The following is a 17669-nucleotide window of genomic DNA, read 5'->3' on the forward strand; positions in this document are numbered from 1 at the left end:
AGATTCACGCGCTTAGATATAGAATTCATGGTCCAGATTCCTGGGCCCATTATAATGCTTGAGATAAGACACTAGCAGCCCCGTGCGAGTGATTCTATCCTCAGGCACGCTAACCGCCAGGCACCCAACAGCCCGCAACTCCCGCTAATACAAAAAACCGGCAGCAGCTGCTGCCGGTCTCTATCACGGATCGATTTCTTTTTTTCTTGTCAGTTTGGCCTGCTCGAAGTGCATGCTTCTCGTATGGATCGTATGGACCCAGCCCTTCTTGTGCCGGTCCTTCCAGCCAAGGATGGTGACGGGAATCCAGGAGTACATGAAGATGGGGTAAATGAGCCAGTAGAAATAAATCTTCAGAGGCACTTCGATCTGCAGCAGCACGATGAGTGGCACTACGGACTGGATGAAGCCCAGCACCGCCCAGAACTGGCGGGGAACCAGCACATCGTTGTAGAGAATCACCGTGAAGCAGGGATAGAACATGTTGATGTAGGTCATCACCAGGTAGAAGGTGGAGAGCAGCAGGAAATAGTTCTGCAGGAGCTGCATAATGCCGTCCAGGATGACGATGCTGTGGCGCTTGATGCCTTCCTTTAAAAGGATGGGGATATAGCGCTCGGAGCAGTCGAACTGGCCCTGGGCCCATCTTTTTCTCTGGCGGCAGGATGCCATGAAGCCCAGCGGCTTTTCATCGTAAATGATGGCGTCATGGACCCAGCAGGTACGGATGCCGTGGGAGAGACATTTCATGGAAAATTCCATGTCTTCCGTAAGGCAGTCGCAGCCCCAGCCGTATTTCTTTACAATATCCGCTGCAATGCACATGCCTGTGCCGCCGAGGCAGGAGGACAGGCCCAGATTGTACTTGCCCAGATGCCACAGGTGGTTAATGGTCCAGAAGGCAATGGCAAAGGTGCCGGATACCCAGGTATCGGTAGGATTCTTGGCGGACAGATAGCCCTGCAGCACTTTCTGGCCTTTCAGGAGACGGTTATTCATGACCGCCAGGAAATCCAGGTGCACCAGGTTGTCCGAGTCAAAGACGCAGAAGGCGTCGTAGCCCTTATTCAGGGCAAAAATTTTCGGGAATACCCAGTCCATGGCATAACCCTTGCCCACCAGTTCCTTGTTCGTCCGTTCGAAGACGTAGGCCCCGTGCTGCCGGGCGATGTCGGCGGTATGGTCGGTGCAGTTATCGGCGATCACATAGACATCGTAGAGTTCCTTCGGATATTTCAGGAGTTTCAGGTTTTCCAGGAGGTCCGCCAGCACCATTTCTTCGTTGTGGGCAGGAATGACCACGGCGAAGCGGCTCTTAGGCGGCGCCAGATTTTTTTCTTTTCGATGCCACATGCCGAATACAGCAATGACTGTGTAGTAAATGGTAAAGAAAGCCACAATCAGCTGCACAGGGATCATGATTATATCGAGTATGTGAGTCATCATTCGTTTCCTTCGCCATCTCCTCCGGCCATTCTTTTATTTCTCTTTGCTTTCCGTTTCGCCTTTCTGCGGTTCAGGAAGGTATTCATCATGCCGAACATGATATAGCCGGCGCAGAGGGCAGCTGCCCATACAGGCCAGTAGAAAATGGTGCAGATAATGAAAAATGCAAGGCAGATGAGGAGTGCCGGCAGATGAAGCTGGTCGGCGCTGGCTCCCTTGTTGTCGGGATAGTGGATTTCACTGACCATGAGGAAGGCCAGAAGGAGGACGCAGAGTACGGCCAGCCAGTTCCAGATCTTAATGCCCGAGAGCACGTAGGACGCCACAATGACGCCGGTGGTCGGGCAGGGAAGACCTTCGAAGTAGCCGTGTACGCTGGTAACCTTTACGTTGAACCGGGCCAGGCGGAAGGCACAGAAGGTGCCCAGAAGGGCGCAGGGAATGAATCCCAGGGGCCCCAGCTCATGAAGCTGGTAGGCATACATGAGGGCGCCGGCAGCAATGCCGAAGGAAATATCATCGGACAGGGAGTCCAGTTCCACCCCCATGGGGCCTGCGGTATGGAGGGCTCTTGCCACCCTGCCGTCAAGGGCATCTGCCACCATGGCGATAAGAATAAATACTGCTGCCGTTTTGAAATTTCCCTGTATGGACATCATAATCGACAGCCCGCCGAACAATGCATTCGTGGCGGTTACTGCATTTGCAATCCAAGATTTGTTCACTTATTTCAGCCTCCCTACGACCGTCAGACCACCTTTGACCTTATCCCCTTTTTTCACACAGATTTCGCAGTCACCGGGGATGTAGAGCTCCGTGCAGGAACCGAACTTAATCATTCCGTACAGTTCCCCCTTCACCAGCTTGTCCCCCAGGTTCTTCCAGGAAACCACCCGTCTTGCCAGGATGCCGGCAATAAGGATGACCAGAATGGACCGGTTCTTACCGGTGATACCGATGGCTCCCCTTTCGTTTTCAAAGCCCACGCCCTCTTTGTAGGCGGGAAGGAAACGGCCCTGGGTATAGGACTGGTACTTGATTTCCCCTTCCATGGGGCTGCGGTTGCAGTGCACATCGAAAATGGAGAGGAAAATGGTAATCTTATGGCATTTCTCGCCAAGGAAGGTATCTTCCTCCACATCATGGGACACATCCACCACCGTACCGTCTGCCGGCGACACCAGGATGTCGTCGCCGGGAACGATTTTGTTATTTCTGGGCGGGCAGCGGAAGAAATAGGTAAAATACAGGCACAGCACAAAGGGTATCACAGCCAGGTAGTACCATTTCAAATAGCAGAGCACCGCTCCGATAAGGAAGGTTACCGCTATGAAAGGGTAGCCTTCCTGTAATATGATAGGTTTTTTCAGCATCACTTACTCCCGCGTTCTTTTTTCCATTTTTTGACAGCCCGCATAAACCGCGGAAGTGCCATCATACGGCCGATGCGGCTGGGCTGCAGGTACAGCCGGTAAGCCCATTCCAGCCGGTGTCTCTGCATCCAGAGAGGCGCCCTTTTCAGGTTGCCGCTCATGACGTCGAAAACGCCGCCGATACCCATGGAAAGGAGCCCCAGCTCCTCCCTGTGGGCATAGAGCCACTTTTCCTGCTTGGGCACGCCAAGGCCTGCAAATAGGAGCTTCGCGCCGCTCTTCTTGATATCTTCGATGATTTTCTTTTCTTCTTCTTTATTGAAATAGCCGTCGTGGCAGCCTACCAGGGAAAAACTTCCGTGTTCCTCCATGAATTTTTTGGCCGCCTTCGCCGCCACCCCCGGGTTTCCGCCAAGGAAATACACCGGCCAGTTCATGGCAGATGCCCTTTTCAGAAGCTCCACTGTAAGATCCGCTCCGGTTACCCGCTCGGGGAAGGGGGTGCCCAGCTGCTCGCCGGCCCAGAGAACGCCGGCGCCGTCAGGAACTACCAGATCCGCCCCGTTCAGTATGCGGGCCAGATCCCTGTCCTCCTGGGCTATCATAATCATTTCCGCATTGGCTGTGGCAATCATGGATGGTTTTCCCTCCATGATTCTCTCTTCCGCAAAGGCCAGTGCTTCCTTCATGGTTACCGCATGGATGCGGATATCCATGACTACATGGGATGTCAATGTTCTATCCTTCATTTCGTACTGTAATTCGGTGCTTCCTTCGTAATGCTTACATCATGGGGATGGCTTTCACGGAGGCCGGCGCCGGTGATTTCGATAAACTGGGTTTCTTCATTCATGGTCTTAATGTCCGGCGTGCCGCAGTAGCCCATGGACGCACGGAGACCGCCGATAAGCTGGAAGAGCACATCGGACACATGGCCCTTGTAGGGGATCTGCCCTTCGATGCCTTCCGGCACCAGCTTCTTGGCATTCTGCTGGAAATACCGGTCCTTGCTTCCTGCCTGCATGGCTCCCAGGGAACCCATACCGCGGTAAGCCTTGTATTTCTTGCCCTGGTAAATGATGGTTTCTCCCGGGCTTTCATCGGTGCCTGCCAGAAGATTGCCCAGCATGACGGAGGAGGCGCCGGCGCCCAGTGCCTTGGCAATATCACCGGAGTACTGGATACCGCCATCGGCAATAATGGGCACGCCTGTGCCTTCTGCCGCTCTGGCGCAGTCATAAACCGCCGTAATCTGGGGAACGCCGATACCTGCCACCACGCGGGTGGTGCAGATGGAGCCGGGGCCGATGCCTACCTTTACCGCATCCACCCCTGCTTCGATGAGGGCCTTGGTGGCATCATAGGTAGCCACATTGCCTGCGATGAGTTCCAGATGGGGGAAATCCTTCCGCAGACGGCGGATGGTCTGAAGCACCCCTTCACTGTGGCCGTGGGCGGTGTCGATGACAAGCACGTCCGCCCTGGCAGCCAGGAGGGCCTCCACCCTTTCTTCCACATCGGGAGTCACGCCGATGGCAGCAGCTGCCAGAAGACGGCCGTCTTCATCTTTTACGGCGTTTGGATACTTCTTCATCTTTTCAATATCCCTGATGGTAATGAGTCCCTTCAGGTATCCGTCCTTATCCACCAGCGGCAGCTTTTCAATGCGGTGGGCCTTCAGGATTTCCTTGGCTTCTTCAATGGTTGTATTTTCCGGTGCCGTCACCAGGCCATCGGATGTCATGATGTCGCTGATGGGGCGGGAAAGGTCTGTTTCAAAGCGCATATCACGGTTGGTGATAATGCCTACCAGCTTCCCTTCCTCCGTAATGGGCACGCCGGAAATATGGTACTTGTTCATGAGCTCATCCGCATCGGCCAGGGTATTGTCCGGAGCCAGGTAGATGGGGTCCACAATGACGCCATGCTCGGAACGCTTGACCAGCTTCACTTCCCGGGACTGTTCATCTATGCTCATATTCTTGTGAATGACGCCGATACCGCCTTCACGGGCCATGGCAATGGCCATTTCCGCTTCCGTCACCGTATCCATGCCGGCACTCATAATAGGAATATTGAGACGGATATGTCTTGTGAGGTTCGTGCTCACGTCCACGTCCCTTGGAAGAACGGTGGAATGGGCAGGAATCAGGAGCACATCGTCAAAAGTAAGTCCTCTCTTGCCAAACTTGTCTGCTCTCATCATAGCCTCCATTTTCTTGAAATCAGTGATTCCTCTTTCATTGTTCAGGTATATGATTTTGAATCCATTAATTTCATTATTATAGCATAAATAAAAGGTACAGGAAAACAGGGAAATGCAAATGGCCCTACTCTTCCTCGTAAAGCCGTTTGAAAAATGCGCCGCCGAAGCGGTGGGACAGCTCTTCTTTGAAATCGGCGCCGCCGTCCACCGCCCGCTTTGCTTCCTTTCTGGCCATTTCCAGAAGGGGCAGGTCCCTTACGATATCCGCCGCCTTCAGGTCCGGCATGCCATGCTGGTGGTAGCCGAAGAATTCACCGGACCCCCGCAGGAGGAGATCCTTCTCCGACAGGAGGAAGCCGTCCTGGATCTCGCACATAAGCTTCATCCGCGTTTCCGTCACTTCGTTATGATTATCGGAGTAAAGAATGCAGTAGGACTGGGATTTTCCTCTGCCCACCCGGCCCCGCAGCTGGTGGAGCTGGGACAGGCCGAACCGGTCCGCCCCGTAGACGAACATGATGGTGGCATTGGGCACATTCACCCCGACTTCAATCACCGACGTGGCCACCAGCAGATTGATTTTCCCGCCGTGGAAATCCTCCATCACCTTTTCCTTGTCGCTGTTCTTCATGCGGCCATGCACCAGTCCCACCTGGAACATGGGAAATACCTTATCCTTCAGCTCCTCGTACACCGCCACCGCGGAAGCCAGATCCTGCTTCTCGCTTTTTTCCACCAGCGGGCACACCACATACACCTGATGGCCTGCCGTCATTTCACGGCCCATGAAATTGAATACCCTTCGGAGCATACTGCTGCCGATGGCATAGGTCTTTACCGGATGACGTCCCGGCGGCATGCCCCGGATGGAGGATACGTCCAAATCCCCGTAAATGGAAAGGGCCATGGTGCGGGGAATGGGGGTGGCCGTCATGACCAGGGTATGAGGACAGCCGCCCTTGGTTTCCAGAGCCTTCCTCTGCCTTACGCCGAAGCGGTGCTGCTCATCGGTAATCACAAGGCCCAGGTGGGCAAAGACCACATCCTTCTCAATGAGGGCATGGGTGCCGATAAGCACATCGATGGAACCGTCCAGCAGCCCCTGGAGGATTTCATTTCTTTCCTTCGTCTTCGTCTGGCCGGAAAGATAGGCCACATGGATAGGAAGACCCCTGTAGAACTCCTGGAAGGTATGGTAATGCTGGCCTGCCAGCACCTCCGTAGGCGCCATGAGGGCGCCCTGGTAGCCGTTTTCCACGATTTTCGCCAGGGCCAGGGCCGCCACCGCCGTCTTGCCGCTGCCCACGTCCCCCTGGATGAGGCGCTGCATGGGGATGAGCCCTTCCATGTCATCCTCTATATCTGAAAAAGCCTGCCGCTGCCCTTCGGTGAGACGGAAGGGGAAATGGTCCCGCACCGCCTGCACCAGCTTTCCCGACGGCGCGCACTTGATACTCAGCACCTGCTTTTCCCTTTTCTTCCGAAGAAGGAGGATACCTGCCTGCATGAAAAAGAGCTCCTCGAAGGCCGTGCGCCGGCGGGCCTCCTTCTGCTCCTCCCAGTTTTTGGGATTGTGCATGGCCCGGGCCGCCTCCAGCCGCCCCATGAGATGCTGCCGCTTCAGCGTTTCCACCGGCAGATTTTCCTCCATATCCTCCACATGGTCCAGGGCAAAGGAAATCATGTTCCTCATCTGGCTGATGCGGATGCCCTCGGTGAGAGGATACACCGGCACCAGCTTCCGGAAGGAGGGAAGCTCATCGGGGGAAATGAATTCCGTTTCCGCGCCGGATATCTGGAGCTTTCCGTAATTGTACTCAATTCTGCCGTAGGCCAGCACGTAGGTGCCCTTCCGGAAGGCCTCCCCCTTCCAGGGCTGGTTGAAATACACCAGTGTCACGGCGCCGGTGCCGTCGATGAGGAGCACATTCACTATGGTCAGCCCCCGGCGGGGCGTGATTTTCCTCATGTCCGCCACCTGTCCGTAAATGACAGCCTCGTCGTCGGGACGAAGCTCTTCCATCTTCGTAATTTTCGTCCAGTCCTGGTAGCGCCTGGGGTAGAAGGAAACCAGGTCCTCCACCGTGGCAATGCCAAGCCTTGAGAGCTTTGCCTTCATGCTGGGCCCTACGCCCTTGATATACTGCACGGAATCTGATAAATGCATAACAAGCCCTTCCCAAAAACAGCCCGGTCTGATACCATATACAGGTACCCCTTCCTGCAGGACAAAAGCCCTTTCCCGCTGCCGGGCAGAAACAGTTCTGCTTCTTTTATTATATTCCTGAAAATTGATTACGTAAAAGACTTGCTTAAAAAAAGTAATTGTGATATATTATGAATGTTGCAATTACGGAAGTGCAAGGAGGTGTAGCACATGGCTAACTACTGTGAAGTTTGCGGCAAGAAAACCGCTACGGGATTCAACGTATCCCATTCCCATCTGAAAACAAAGAGAACCTGGAAACCGAATATCCAGAGAGTTCGCGTACTGGTAGACGGACAGGTCAAGAGAATGAATGTCTGCACTCGTTGCCTTCGTTCTCATAAAGTAAACAGAGACATCTGATTTATTGGCATTTTCGGCCGGCGGAAGCCGGCTTTTTTGCTGTCTATCTATAAAAAAATGAAAAGGAGCGGTGAAATCATAGATTCTGTGATTTCACCGCTCCTTTCTTTGATTCATCTTCCCTTCACCCAGGGATGGTTGGACCGCCGGTGGCGGATCCGCCTTCTTCCCCAGGGAGAAATGACTCTTCTTGTGACAGGGCCCACCTCTTCCTTATGAAGATCAGACAGGTCACCTTTTAATTCCTCATTCGCTTTTAGTTTTTTCGTCAGGGGAAGCAGCAGCTTCTTCAGCTTTTCCAGTACCTTCAACGCTTTTGTCATCCTTCCCGGCAGCCTCGGCTTCCTGCTGTTTCTGCCTTGCCCTTTCCTCGATTTTTGCCCGGTACTCCCCGGCAGCAGTCACCACCGTGTCCCTGGCCTGACTGGCAGCCTGGGCAGCGGCTTCCTTGTAATAATTGGCGGACTCCACTACCTTATCGGAAATCTCCTGGGCTCTGGCCTGGGCTGTTTCCGCCTGCTCCTGGGCCTGGATTTTCAGCTTGTTCGCCTGGATTTTTGCCTCCTGCATCTGTACACGGGCCTGGGCCTTCAGCTTGTCGGACTTCAGCTTCATCTGCTGGGACTGGATTTCAGACTGGCGCTTCATTTCTTCCGTCTTCTTCTGAAGCTCCTCCATCTGCTCCCTGGCCTGGGCCTTCATTTCATCCGCCCGGCGGGCAGCATCCTTCCTGAACTCCCTGGACTTGATGCGGGCAATGGCCTGCAGATCCCGGGCCGTCTTTTCCGCCGTTTCCTGGGCCACTTCAGAAGCGCCAAGGGCGGTATACTTTGCCTTCTCGATCTGCTCGTCGGTGACGCCTGCCTTCTTCAGCGCATCCACCAGCTTATTTCCCAGAATGCCGGCAGATTCCGTGAGCTGGCGGGCCAGCTTGTCCACCGCTTCATGGGCCTTTTCCGGATATACCTCATCCCAGCTCTTCTTCAGGTCCGCTGTGAAATCCTTCTTCTCGTCGCCCAGAGGCTCATCCTTCTTCGGATTCTCCTCCAGCTCCTTCACATCCTTTTCCCCTTCCGCCTTTTCTTCCTCAAACACAGCGCGGTAGGGCTTCGTATCATCGGGCATTCCGTCCTTGATCCAGCGCTGGGCCGCCTTGCCGATGCCATAGGTGACAGACACGCCGATGGGAATCTGCATGAGGGAAATAGGAATCAGCGTAGCCAGGGTGGAACCTACCACCGTAGCTCCCAGGGAACCGATGAAGGACAGCACTGCCTTCTGGTTCAGCTCCACGCCGTATACAGAGCCGATTTTGGAAATCATATACACTTCATTGGCCACCAGGGCTGCGGTGCCCAGAAGAGGAGCCGCCACAATCACACCGGCACGGCCGGAAGCCCAGCGGATGAGGCTTTCCGCCTCCTTATCCCTGTCATCGATGATATTCACTTCCATATCCGGCTCCGGAGAATCCACATGCACCTCTTCCGTTTCCTCTGCTGCCGGCGCAGGCACCCTGGCCTCTTCCTTCTCTGCCGGAAGACCGGCTTCTGTCTTTTCCGCCGGAAGGCCGGCCTTCTCCTTCTCCAGAGGCAGTCCGGCTGCCTCCTTTTCCATGGGCGGCTTTGCCGTTTCCTTTACTTCAGGAGCTGCTTCGGGACGAACAACCGGTGTCTTTTCCATATCTCTTTCTTCGCTCATAGAAACCTCCCTGCCCGGACAACCGGGCCGTAAACCATGAATCTGCCAATGTAAAGAATGGCTGATGTATCGTGATTTCAAACCATTACTTATCTCTATTATACCTAAAATCATCAAAAGCACCAATAGAAATTCTTATTTCGCATACACCTGCCATAAGGAAACGGATGACACTATGTCCCTGCTCCATCGTCTTTTCAAATAAAGAACTGCACAGGAATGACACGGCGGCAGGCTGATTACTGTCATTGTCAAAGGATTCTCATGACTTTATCGCCACCTGTCCCATCGTCATTTCGAGCGGAGGGCAGCGCCGAGATGACACAGCAGTTCTTGGAGCTAGTGAAGAGGAGTCGAGAAATCTCCCTCCTTTCAATCATACGGGCTGCAGAGTGGCAGGAGATCTCTCGACTCAGAGTTTCAATGAGACATGGCCACTTCTCCCCACATTGCGGCTTATACCTCCGCTCGAGATGACGCAGCGGCAGCCCCTTACTGTCATTGTCAAAGGAACCTCATGACTTTGTCGCCACCTGTCCCATCGTCATTTCGAGGGGAGGGCTGCACAGAAATGGCGCGGCGGCAGGCTGCTTACTGTCATTGTCAAAGGATTCTCATGACTTTATTGCCACCTGTCCCATCATCATTTCGAGGGGAGGGCTGCACAGAAATGGCGCGGCGGCAGGCTGCTTACTGTCATTGTCAAAGGATCCTCATGACTTGATTGCCACCTGACCCATCGCCATTTCGAGGGGGAGGGCTGCACAGGAATGACACGGCGGCAGCCCCTTACTGTCATTTGAGAACACAAAAAAGCAGGCGCGGGGCCTGCTTTTTTGTAAATAATTATTATTTACCCTGGAAATATTTGACGCCTGCTTCAAAGAGGGGCTGATATTTATTTCCGCAGATGTTCTTGGCGATGTTATCGCCCCGTCTTTCGGTATGGCCCATCTTGCCCAGCACTCTGCCGTCGGGGCTGGTGATGCCTTCCACGGCCCAGGAGGAGCCGTTGGGGTTGAAGCGGCTGTCGTAGGTGGGATTGCCGTCAAAGTCGGTGTACTGGGTAGCGATCTGCCCATTGGCTGCCAGGGCTTTGATCTGCTCGTCAGAAGCGATGAAGCGGCCTTCGCCGTGGCTGATGGCGATGCTGTAGAGGTCGCCCGGTTTGCAGAGGGAGAGCCAGGGGGACTTGGTGGATACCACTTTGGTGGTAACGAAGCGGGACAGGTGGCGGCCGATGGTGTTGAAGGTCAGCGTCGGCGCGTCACTGGTGAGGGGTTTGAATTCGCCGTAGGGAACAAGGCCCAGTTTGATGAGGGCCTGGAAGCCGTTGCAGATGCCCAGGGCCAGGCCGTCTCTTTCGTGGAGAAGTTTATCCATGGCTTCCTTCAGCATATCGTTGCGGAAAACGGCCGCAATGAATTTGCCGCTGCCGTCCGGTTCGTCGCCGGCGGAGAAACCGCCGGGGAACATGACGATCTGGGCGTGGCGGATGCGTTCTGCCATTTCTTCCACCGATGCCTTCAGTTCCGCAGAATCCCGATTTCTAAAGATGAAAATATCGGAAACGGCGCCGGCCCGTTCAAAGGCTCTGGCACTGTCCACTTCGCAGTTGTTGCCGGGCATGGTAGGAATGAATACCCGGGGTCTGGGAAGGTTGGTATGGACGTAGAACTGGGGGATGGCCTTTGTTTCCGGCAGCACCGGAGCAGGCTTGTCAATGCTTTCCGCCCGCCGCGGGAAGATAGGATCCAGCGGTTTTTCATAGGCGGAAAGGAGGTCCGAGAGAGCGATGGATTCGCCGTAGGCTTCCATGGTATCTCCGCCGATGGTGCCCAGGATTTTTGTATGCGGTTCTTTGGCAAAGCGCTGTGCTTCTTCCGCCGTAGTTTCCACAATGATGGCACCGTAGAAGTTGCCGAAGAATTTGGCAAGGGGCAGGTTTTCCGTGAAATGGATGCCCAGGCCGTTGCCGAAGGCCATCTTGGCAGCGGTCACTGCCACGCCGCCATGGTCTACAGCCTTCATGGCAGCCACGTGGCCCGCCTTCACTTCCCGATAGAGGAAATCGGCGTGCTTCTTGAATACGTCCAGATCCGGCATGCCTTCCTTATCCTTGGGCATACCGAAGAGAACCAGCACGTCCCCTTCTTTCTTCAGTTCCTGGCTTACCGCTTCCGAAGCCTTGCCGGGAGCGATGGCAAAGGAAACGAGGGTAGGCGGAACATGGATGTCGTTGAAAGTGCCGCTCATGGAGTCCTTGCCGCCGATGGCCCCCAGGCCAAGTGCTTCCTGCATGTGGAAGGCACCCAGGAGAGCTGCTGCCGGCTTGCCCCAGCTGGTCTTATCGGTGAGTTTTTCAAAGTATTCCTGCAGGGTGAGGTATGCCTTTCTCCAGTCAGCCCCCATGGCCACCAGACGGGTGACGGAAAGGAGCACTGCATACACGGCGCCATGGAAGGGGCTCCAGGTGGCCAGATCCGGGTCGAAGCCGTGGGCCATAAAGCTGGCGCTGTCGGTTTCCCCTTTTCTCACCGGGAACTTGGCTGCCATGCCGTCAGCCGGCGTCTTCTGGTACCTGCCGCCGAAGGGCATGAGCACGGTGCCGGCGCCTACGGTGGAGTCGAACCGTTCAGAGAGTCCCTGCTGGGAACAGTTGTTGAGATCCCCCATGGCGGAAATCCAGGCGTCCTTCACGGAAGAAATGGAGGTCGGATGGAAATACCCCTTGTCGTCCGGTTTTGCAATATGGGCGGCCTTCACCTGCTGGGCGCCATTGGTGTCCAGGAAGGCTCTGGAAATATTGACGATAGGCTCGCCTCTCCATTTCATCACCAGCCGTTTCGTGTCGGTAACGTCGGCAATGACCGTGGCTTCCAGATTTTCTTCAGCAGCATAGCGGATGAACTGGTCAGCGTCTTCCTTCTTCACCACCACCGCCATTCGTTCCTGGGATTCGGAAATAGCCAGCTCCGTGCCGTCAAGGCCTTCATATTTCTTCGGCACTTTGTCCAGATTAATGTCAAGGCCGTCGGTGAGTTCCCCTACTGCCACGGATACGCCGCCGGCGCCGAAATCGTTGCACCGCTTGATGAGACGGGTGACTTCACCGCGGCGGAAGAGGCACTGGATTTTTCTTTCGGTCAAAGGATTGCCCTTCTGTACCTCTGCTCCGCAGGTTTCAATGGATTCCGTATTCAATTCCTTGGAGGAGCCGGTGGCGCCGCCCATGCCGTCACGGCCGGTGCGCCCGCCTACCAGAATCACCACGTCCCCCGGCTGCGGGGTCAGACGGATGACATGATCCTCCGGCGCAGCAGCCACCACCGCACCGATTTCCATGCGCTTGGCAATGAAGCCGGGATGGTAGTATTCCTTCACTTCCCCCGTAGCCAGACCGATCTGGTTGCCGTAGGAGCTGTAGCCCTTGGCTGCTTCAATGGTAATCTTCCGCTGAGGGAGTTTCCCGGGGAGTGTCTCCGAAAGGGGCGTGCGGGGGTCGCCGGCGCCGGTGACACGCATGGCCTGGTACACATAGGAACGGCCGGACAGGGGGTCACGGATGCAGCCGCCAAGACAGGTAGCAGCACCGCCGAACGGTTCGATTTCCGTAGGATGGTTATGGGTTTCATTTTTGAAAAGGAGGAGCCAGTCCTCGCTGCCGTTTACCGTGTCGATTTTTACCTTAATGGTGCAGGCATTCACTTCCTCCGAAGCATCCAGGTTGGCAAGTTTTCCTTCCTTCCGAAGGGCCTTCACCGCTGCCGTAGCCATATCCATAAGGGTGACAGGCCGCTTCGTGTCCTTCCCGTAAATATGAATCCTTGTTTCCTCATATTCCTTAAGAGCTCTGGAAATCGGAGCGCTGAAAGCCCCTTCCTCCACGTCAATATCCGTAAGCTTCGTGGAGAAGGTGGTATGACGGCAGTGATCGGACCAGTAGGTATCCAGCACACGGATTTCCGTCACCGTAGGATCCCGCTTCTCCTCATCCCTGAAATAGTCCCGAATCATGGCAAGATCTTCATGGCTCATGGCAAGGCCCATGGAAGAAATGAGGTCGTCAATGCCCTTGTCATCCAGATTTCTAAGTCCTTCCACCACCGGCACCGGCTTCGGATCCTCAATAGGAAGATCCAGCGTTTCCGCCGGAGCCAGGGACGCTTCCCGGGACTCCACCGGGTTCACCAGGAACTTCAGGATTTTCTCCCGGTCCCCGTCTTCAAAATGGCCATGGAATGCATACACCAGGGCACAGCGCACCCGGGCGCCGTCCTTCCCGGTCACAATGGCCAGGCACTGCTCAGCAGAATCCGCCCGCTGGTCATACTGCCCCGGCAGGAATTCCACTCCCATCACCAGATCGCCAAGAGGCAGCTCTGTCTGTGTATCGTCCACCGGCGGTTCCGAGAAAACAGTGGCCACTGCCTTTTCGTAATCCTCATCGGTAAGCCCGTCCACATCGTAGCGGTGATAAATGGCGGAATCGGAAATCCGATCCCCCAGCACCTCGCGCAGCTGCCGGGTCAGACTTTCCTCCCCCTGGCGGAAGCCTTCCTTCTTCCTTACATACAAACGTCTGATATCAGACAAGTTCAACACTCCTTCCCCTGATTCCCAAAGGCGCGGAATGCGCCCTGTGAAATGAATGCACACGGTAAAGCCTGTAAATACATCATTATATTACCACACTCCGCAGTCCGCCGCACCATAAAACAGAGAAAGTAAGGTAAGAGGGGCGCCGCTTCGCGGCAGGTTGTATAGAAGGGTTGTGTTTCAAGGGGCGAAGAAAGGGTTCTTAAGATGGATGGGCCTTCGGCCCAAGGGTTCTTAAGTTTGACGGGGCCTTTGGCCCCGAGGGTTGTGGATTGCCGCTCTGCGGCAATGCTTATAAAGTCAGCGTTACGGGATTGGCTTTATGAGTCATATAGTTTGATACGCATTCTGCTGACTGGCTCGCTGCGCTCTCCACCAAAGGGGGAACGCATTTCCCTCGCCCTTCCCCAGCCACATCCTTGCCACCCCTCCGGGAATCCTCTATAATAGAGTTGCCGGATGGGTGGAGCTGAGTATCCAGTGTTGAATCCCTAGCACCGGACGGGGGGCGGAGATACTTCGACAGCCGCTCATGTAAATTATGGCTGACGTATAATAATGCGTCGGCCTTTTTTATTTCGCTTCTGAGCCCACTCATCGCATGAGTACTGTCTGCACTTCTGTCAGCGCTGATAAGAGAAGTAATTATTTCCCCGTTGTGCTCTTTATCTACCGTGACAATTACCGCATGGGCCATATCCTTAACGGATCCACGCCAGTATATTACATAAGATAAATTTCCTAATTCCCACGGCTTCGCACCGAAAAAGCAAGAAAAGGGCCGCTGCGCGGCCCCGGAGTCAGAGGGAAAGGTTCTTAAGATGGATGGGCCTTCGGCCCAATGGTTCTTAAGTTTGACGGGGCCTTTGGCCCCGAGGGTTGCGGATTGCCCTTCGGGCAATGCTTATGAAGTCAGCGTTACGGATTTACCTTTCTGTGTCATATGGCATGAAAAGCATTACGTCGATCAGCCACCTCCGGTGGCTTTCCCCCCTTTGGTGCCTTACGGCATCACCTTCCCCCCGCGGAGCGGTGGGACAATAAAGTTCTGAAAAGCAGTCCTTTCATAAGCAGCTCACAGCATAACGGAGCTTTATAGTCCCCTGTGGAGGTCCTGCATAGGACCTCCAAGTGGGGCGAAGTAAGGCGCCTAGCCTGCCCATTAAGGCGCTTTCCTTTTGCCGCCCCACCGAACTGCGGGGGAAAGGTGGTGGCGCCAGCCACCAAAGGGGGATGCATTTCCTCGCCCGCAGGGCGGTTGTAAAGGTTTTTTCATAGGAGGGCGCCCTCTATAATTTAGAGGCGCCCCACCACAACCCTCGCGCCAAAGGCGCGTCAAACTTAAGCCCCTTAAGAACCTTCGGCCCAGCGGGCCGTCAACCCTCACGCCCGTCAGGGCTTGTCTTTCCCAGTATCACACCCAGGTCCTTATATCCGTCAGCACCCAGCAGTTCTTCCATGGCCGCTTTCTTGGCCAGGTCGTCGATGGCATAGACCAGGGGGCCTTTGCCTTCGTCGGGGGTGAAGAGGATGAGCACGTTAAGATTCCTGCCGTCGGCGCTGGGGAAGAAGTAGGCCCGGCTGTACATGGGGAGGATCATGCCCTGGAGGCTGTAGGTGACGTGGGCGCCGGCGGTGTAGACGTAGGTTTCATCGGCGCTGAGGCGGCGGAAAGGTTCGATTTCCGAAATTTCCGCAGTCACCTGTTTTTCCGCCACCGGGCCCATGGCATTGGCAGCCAGGCTCATGACGGTGTCCTTCATATCCCGGCGCAGAATGGAGTTTTCATCCAGAAATTCCCGATTGATTTCCGCAAGGCCTGCCCATTCTTCTTCGGTGAGGTTCATGCGGAAATAGGGGCGCATGCGGTCAGCCAGCACTTTGGGAAGTTTGGCCTGGACAATGTAGCCGGAGGAAAATTTCTGTGCTTTTTTCCGGATAATGGAGAGCTGTCCCATGTGGTAGGGAATTTCCCCGCCGCCGAAATGCAGGGTCTGGGTGCCGGGGATATCGGTATAGGTAAAGTTTTTGGATAAATTTCCTGCTGCCAGGGCCCCTATATCATAGGCCGAGGCGCTTCCCCCCGCCAGAAGCAGGGCCGCCAGGGCCAGTGCCGCTAATTTCTTCATGTGCCGCTCCTTTTCAAACCATAGAGTCCATAGAGAATGGTATCTCCCAGGGCGTCGGCAGATTCGTGGCTGCCGTTGACTTCGATAAGGAAATACCGGTTTCCCTGCCGGTAAAGGGAGGTGTATACCCACAGAGGGTAGGACAGCCCCTTTTCATTGGTTATGATGACCTTTGCTTCCTGGGACCAGTGGTAAGTGCCGTCGTCGTCTTTGAAGGCGTGCCAGGGAGTAAAGGTGAGGATTTTAACGGACCGGCTGTCCCCCGTTTTTTCCTTCAACACCATGTCCAGAAAACTTTGGAATTCGGCGGTGGATATCTTTGGCATGCCGAAGAGGGATGTGGGCCGGCCTGCATCCTCCCGGAAAGCGTCCCGCCAGAAAAGGGCGTCCCTCTTTCTTCCTTCATGGAAGAAATCGTCCTCTGTGCCGGAAAATACCATCACCGCCGCCGTATAGGTGCCCTGTACACTTTTCTTCACCAGCTGGTACATGTGGAGGGAATCATAGGGATAGGGTCCCTTCTCGGGATACATGTTCATGCCCGGCGGTACGGCCAGGATGGACCACATGGCCGCCTTCGCCGTTTTTCCGTAGCCCTTTGTCTTTGTTTCCTTCTTGAACAAATCGCCCAGCACATTGTCCTTCCCGTCGGTAACGGAAACTTTGTCACCAAGGGGCAGGGTCCCCAGACCGGAAATGGTGAGATTGTCCGCCATAGCCGCCTGCCATCCCCCCAGTATCAATGCCGCCGCCAGTGCTATATGTCTAAGCCGTCTCATAGAAGCTCCTTCTCTGTCACTAAAGGCCTTTGCCTTTGCCTTTGCCTTTTATTGTAGAGAATCATGAGAAAATTCTCAAGGGGGAATGTATAGGGCCGCAGAGCGGCCCCAGGTTCAGAGGGTTCAGAGGGTTCATAGGGAAAGGTTGACGGCCCTACGGGCCGAAGGTTATGGCCGCCTGCGGCGGCAGGTTGTGTAGAAGGGTTGTGTTCGCTGCGCTCAAGGGGAAGGTATCGCCTGGCGGCGATGAGTATATAATTTCGCTTCGCGAAATGGGAAAACCAAACAACCGCCCTACGGGCGTAAAAAACAGGCAAACCGGGCTTCGCCCGATGGAAATGCACCCCTTCTGCCTGCGGCACCTCTCCACGGGAAAGCATGTCACTGGATTCTCAGTCGTCTGCCGACTCCCTACGAATCCAGTTCCTTTGCCACCCCGGAGGGGGAGGTTTGCACTCCGCTTCCCTTGGAATCATCAGCAAAATTTCCATTTCGGTGATTAGCCACCTTCGGTGGCTTTTCCCCCTTTGGTGCCTACGGCACCACCTTTCCCCCGCTGTGCGGGGGCACAACAACCCGTGCTTAATGTAGAGCAACTTTTGAGAAAAATGATTCGCGGAGCTTTGTTGTCCACTGTGCACATCCTGCATAGGATGTGCAAGTCTGGCAAATTAAGGCGCCTAGCCTGCCCATAAGGGCGCTTACCTTTTGTCGCCCGACCGAACTGCGGGGGGAAGGTGGTGGCGCCAGCCACCAAAGGGGGAAAACGCTTTTTCTTCACGCCCGCCAGGGCGGTTGTAAAGGTTTTATCCCAACTGGCGCCCCCATATCCCGCTTCGCGGGGCTCCCCCTTCCACCACTTCGTGG

General features: G+C 55.1%; 11 protein-coding genes. 1 reads left to right on the plus strand and 10 read right to left on the minus strand.

From position 1 onward, the window contains the following. Positions 1-183 precede the first annotated feature (183 nt). The 6 genes from Q0482_RS02480 to recG form a co-directional block, all read right to left on the minus strand. Positions 184-1443, minus strand: coding sequence for a glycosyltransferase family 2 protein (locus Q0482_RS02480; RefSeq protein ID WP_299142953.1), 1260 nt, complete (start codon positions 1441-1443; stop codon positions 184-186). Then, the gene (pssA, locus tag Q0482_RS02485; RefSeq protein WP_299142931.1) at positions 1443-2171 is read right to left on the minus strand and encodes a CDP-diacylglycerol--serine O-phosphatidyltransferase; all 729 of its coding nucleotides are present in this window, start codon (positions 2169-2171) and stop codon (positions 1443-1445) included. Before pssA ends, Q0482_RS02480 begins: the two co-directional genes overlap by 1 nt. Next, on the minus strand, positions 2172-2819 hold the full coding sequence (locus Q0482_RS02490) for a phosphatidylserine decarboxylase (protein ID WP_299142956.1): 648 nt from the start codon (positions 2817-2819) through the stop codon (positions 2172-2174). It abuts the gene before it with no gap. Further along, on the minus strand, positions 2819-3568 hold the full coding sequence (locus Q0482_RS02495) for a WecB/TagA/CpsF family glycosyltransferase (RefSeq protein ID WP_299142934.1): 750 nt from the start codon (positions 3566-3568) through the stop codon (positions 2819-2821). The genes Q0482_RS02490 and Q0482_RS02495 overlap by 1 nt, the downstream gene beginning before the upstream one ends. After that, entirely contained in the window at positions 3565-5022 is a 1458-nt protein-coding gene (guaB, locus tag Q0482_RS02500) for an IMP dehydrogenase (protein WP_299142959.1), read from the minus strand. The genes Q0482_RS02495 and guaB overlap by 4 nt, the downstream gene beginning before the upstream one ends. 127 nt (positions 5023-5149) lie before the next feature. Beyond that, positions 5150-7192, minus strand: a complete 2043-nt coding sequence (gene recG / locus Q0482_RS02505) for an ATP-dependent DNA helicase RecG (RefSeq protein ID WP_299142937.1) — start codon at positions 7190-7192, stop codon at positions 5150-5152. Positions 7193-7402: 210 nt separating this feature from the next. On the opposite strand from recG, the gene rpmB reads away from it, so the two are divergent. Then, a complete protein-coding gene (rpmB, locus tag Q0482_RS02510) occupies positions 7403-7594 on the plus strand; it encodes a 50S ribosomal protein L28 (RefSeq protein ID WP_008858613.1) in 192 nt (63 codons plus the stop codon). Positions 7595-7840: 246 nt separating this feature from the next. Here the strand turns inward: rpmB and Q0482_RS02515 are convergent, their stop codons facing one another. The 4 genes from Q0482_RS02515 to Q0482_RS02530 form a co-directional block, all read right to left on the minus strand. Then, complete coding sequence (locus Q0482_RS02515; protein ID WP_299142940.1) at positions 7841-9295, minus strand: hypothetical protein; 1455 nt, start codon at positions 9293-9295, stop codon at positions 7841-7843. 849 nt (positions 9296-10144) lie between these two features. Continuing rightward, positions 10145-13891, minus strand: coding sequence for a phosphoribosylformylglycinamidine synthase (locus Q0482_RS02520; protein ID WP_299142943.1), 3747 nt, complete (start codon positions 13889-13891; stop codon positions 10145-10147). Positions 13892-15270: 1379 nt separating this feature from the next. Continuing rightward, complete coding sequence (locus tag Q0482_RS02525) at positions 15271-16023, minus strand: hypothetical protein (RefSeq protein WP_299142946.1); 753 nt, start codon at positions 16021-16023, stop codon at positions 15271-15273. Beyond that, entirely contained in the window at positions 16020-16802 is a 783-nt protein-coding gene (locus tag Q0482_RS02530) for a hypothetical protein (RefSeq protein WP_299142949.1), read from the minus strand. Before Q0482_RS02530 ends, Q0482_RS02525 begins: the two co-directional genes overlap by 4 nt. Between the last annotated feature and the right edge of the window lie 867 nt (positions 16803-17669).

The organism is uncultured Dialister sp., from assembly GCF_937959425.1.
GTDB lineage: Bacteria > Bacillota > Negativicutes > Veillonellales > Dialisteraceae > Dialister.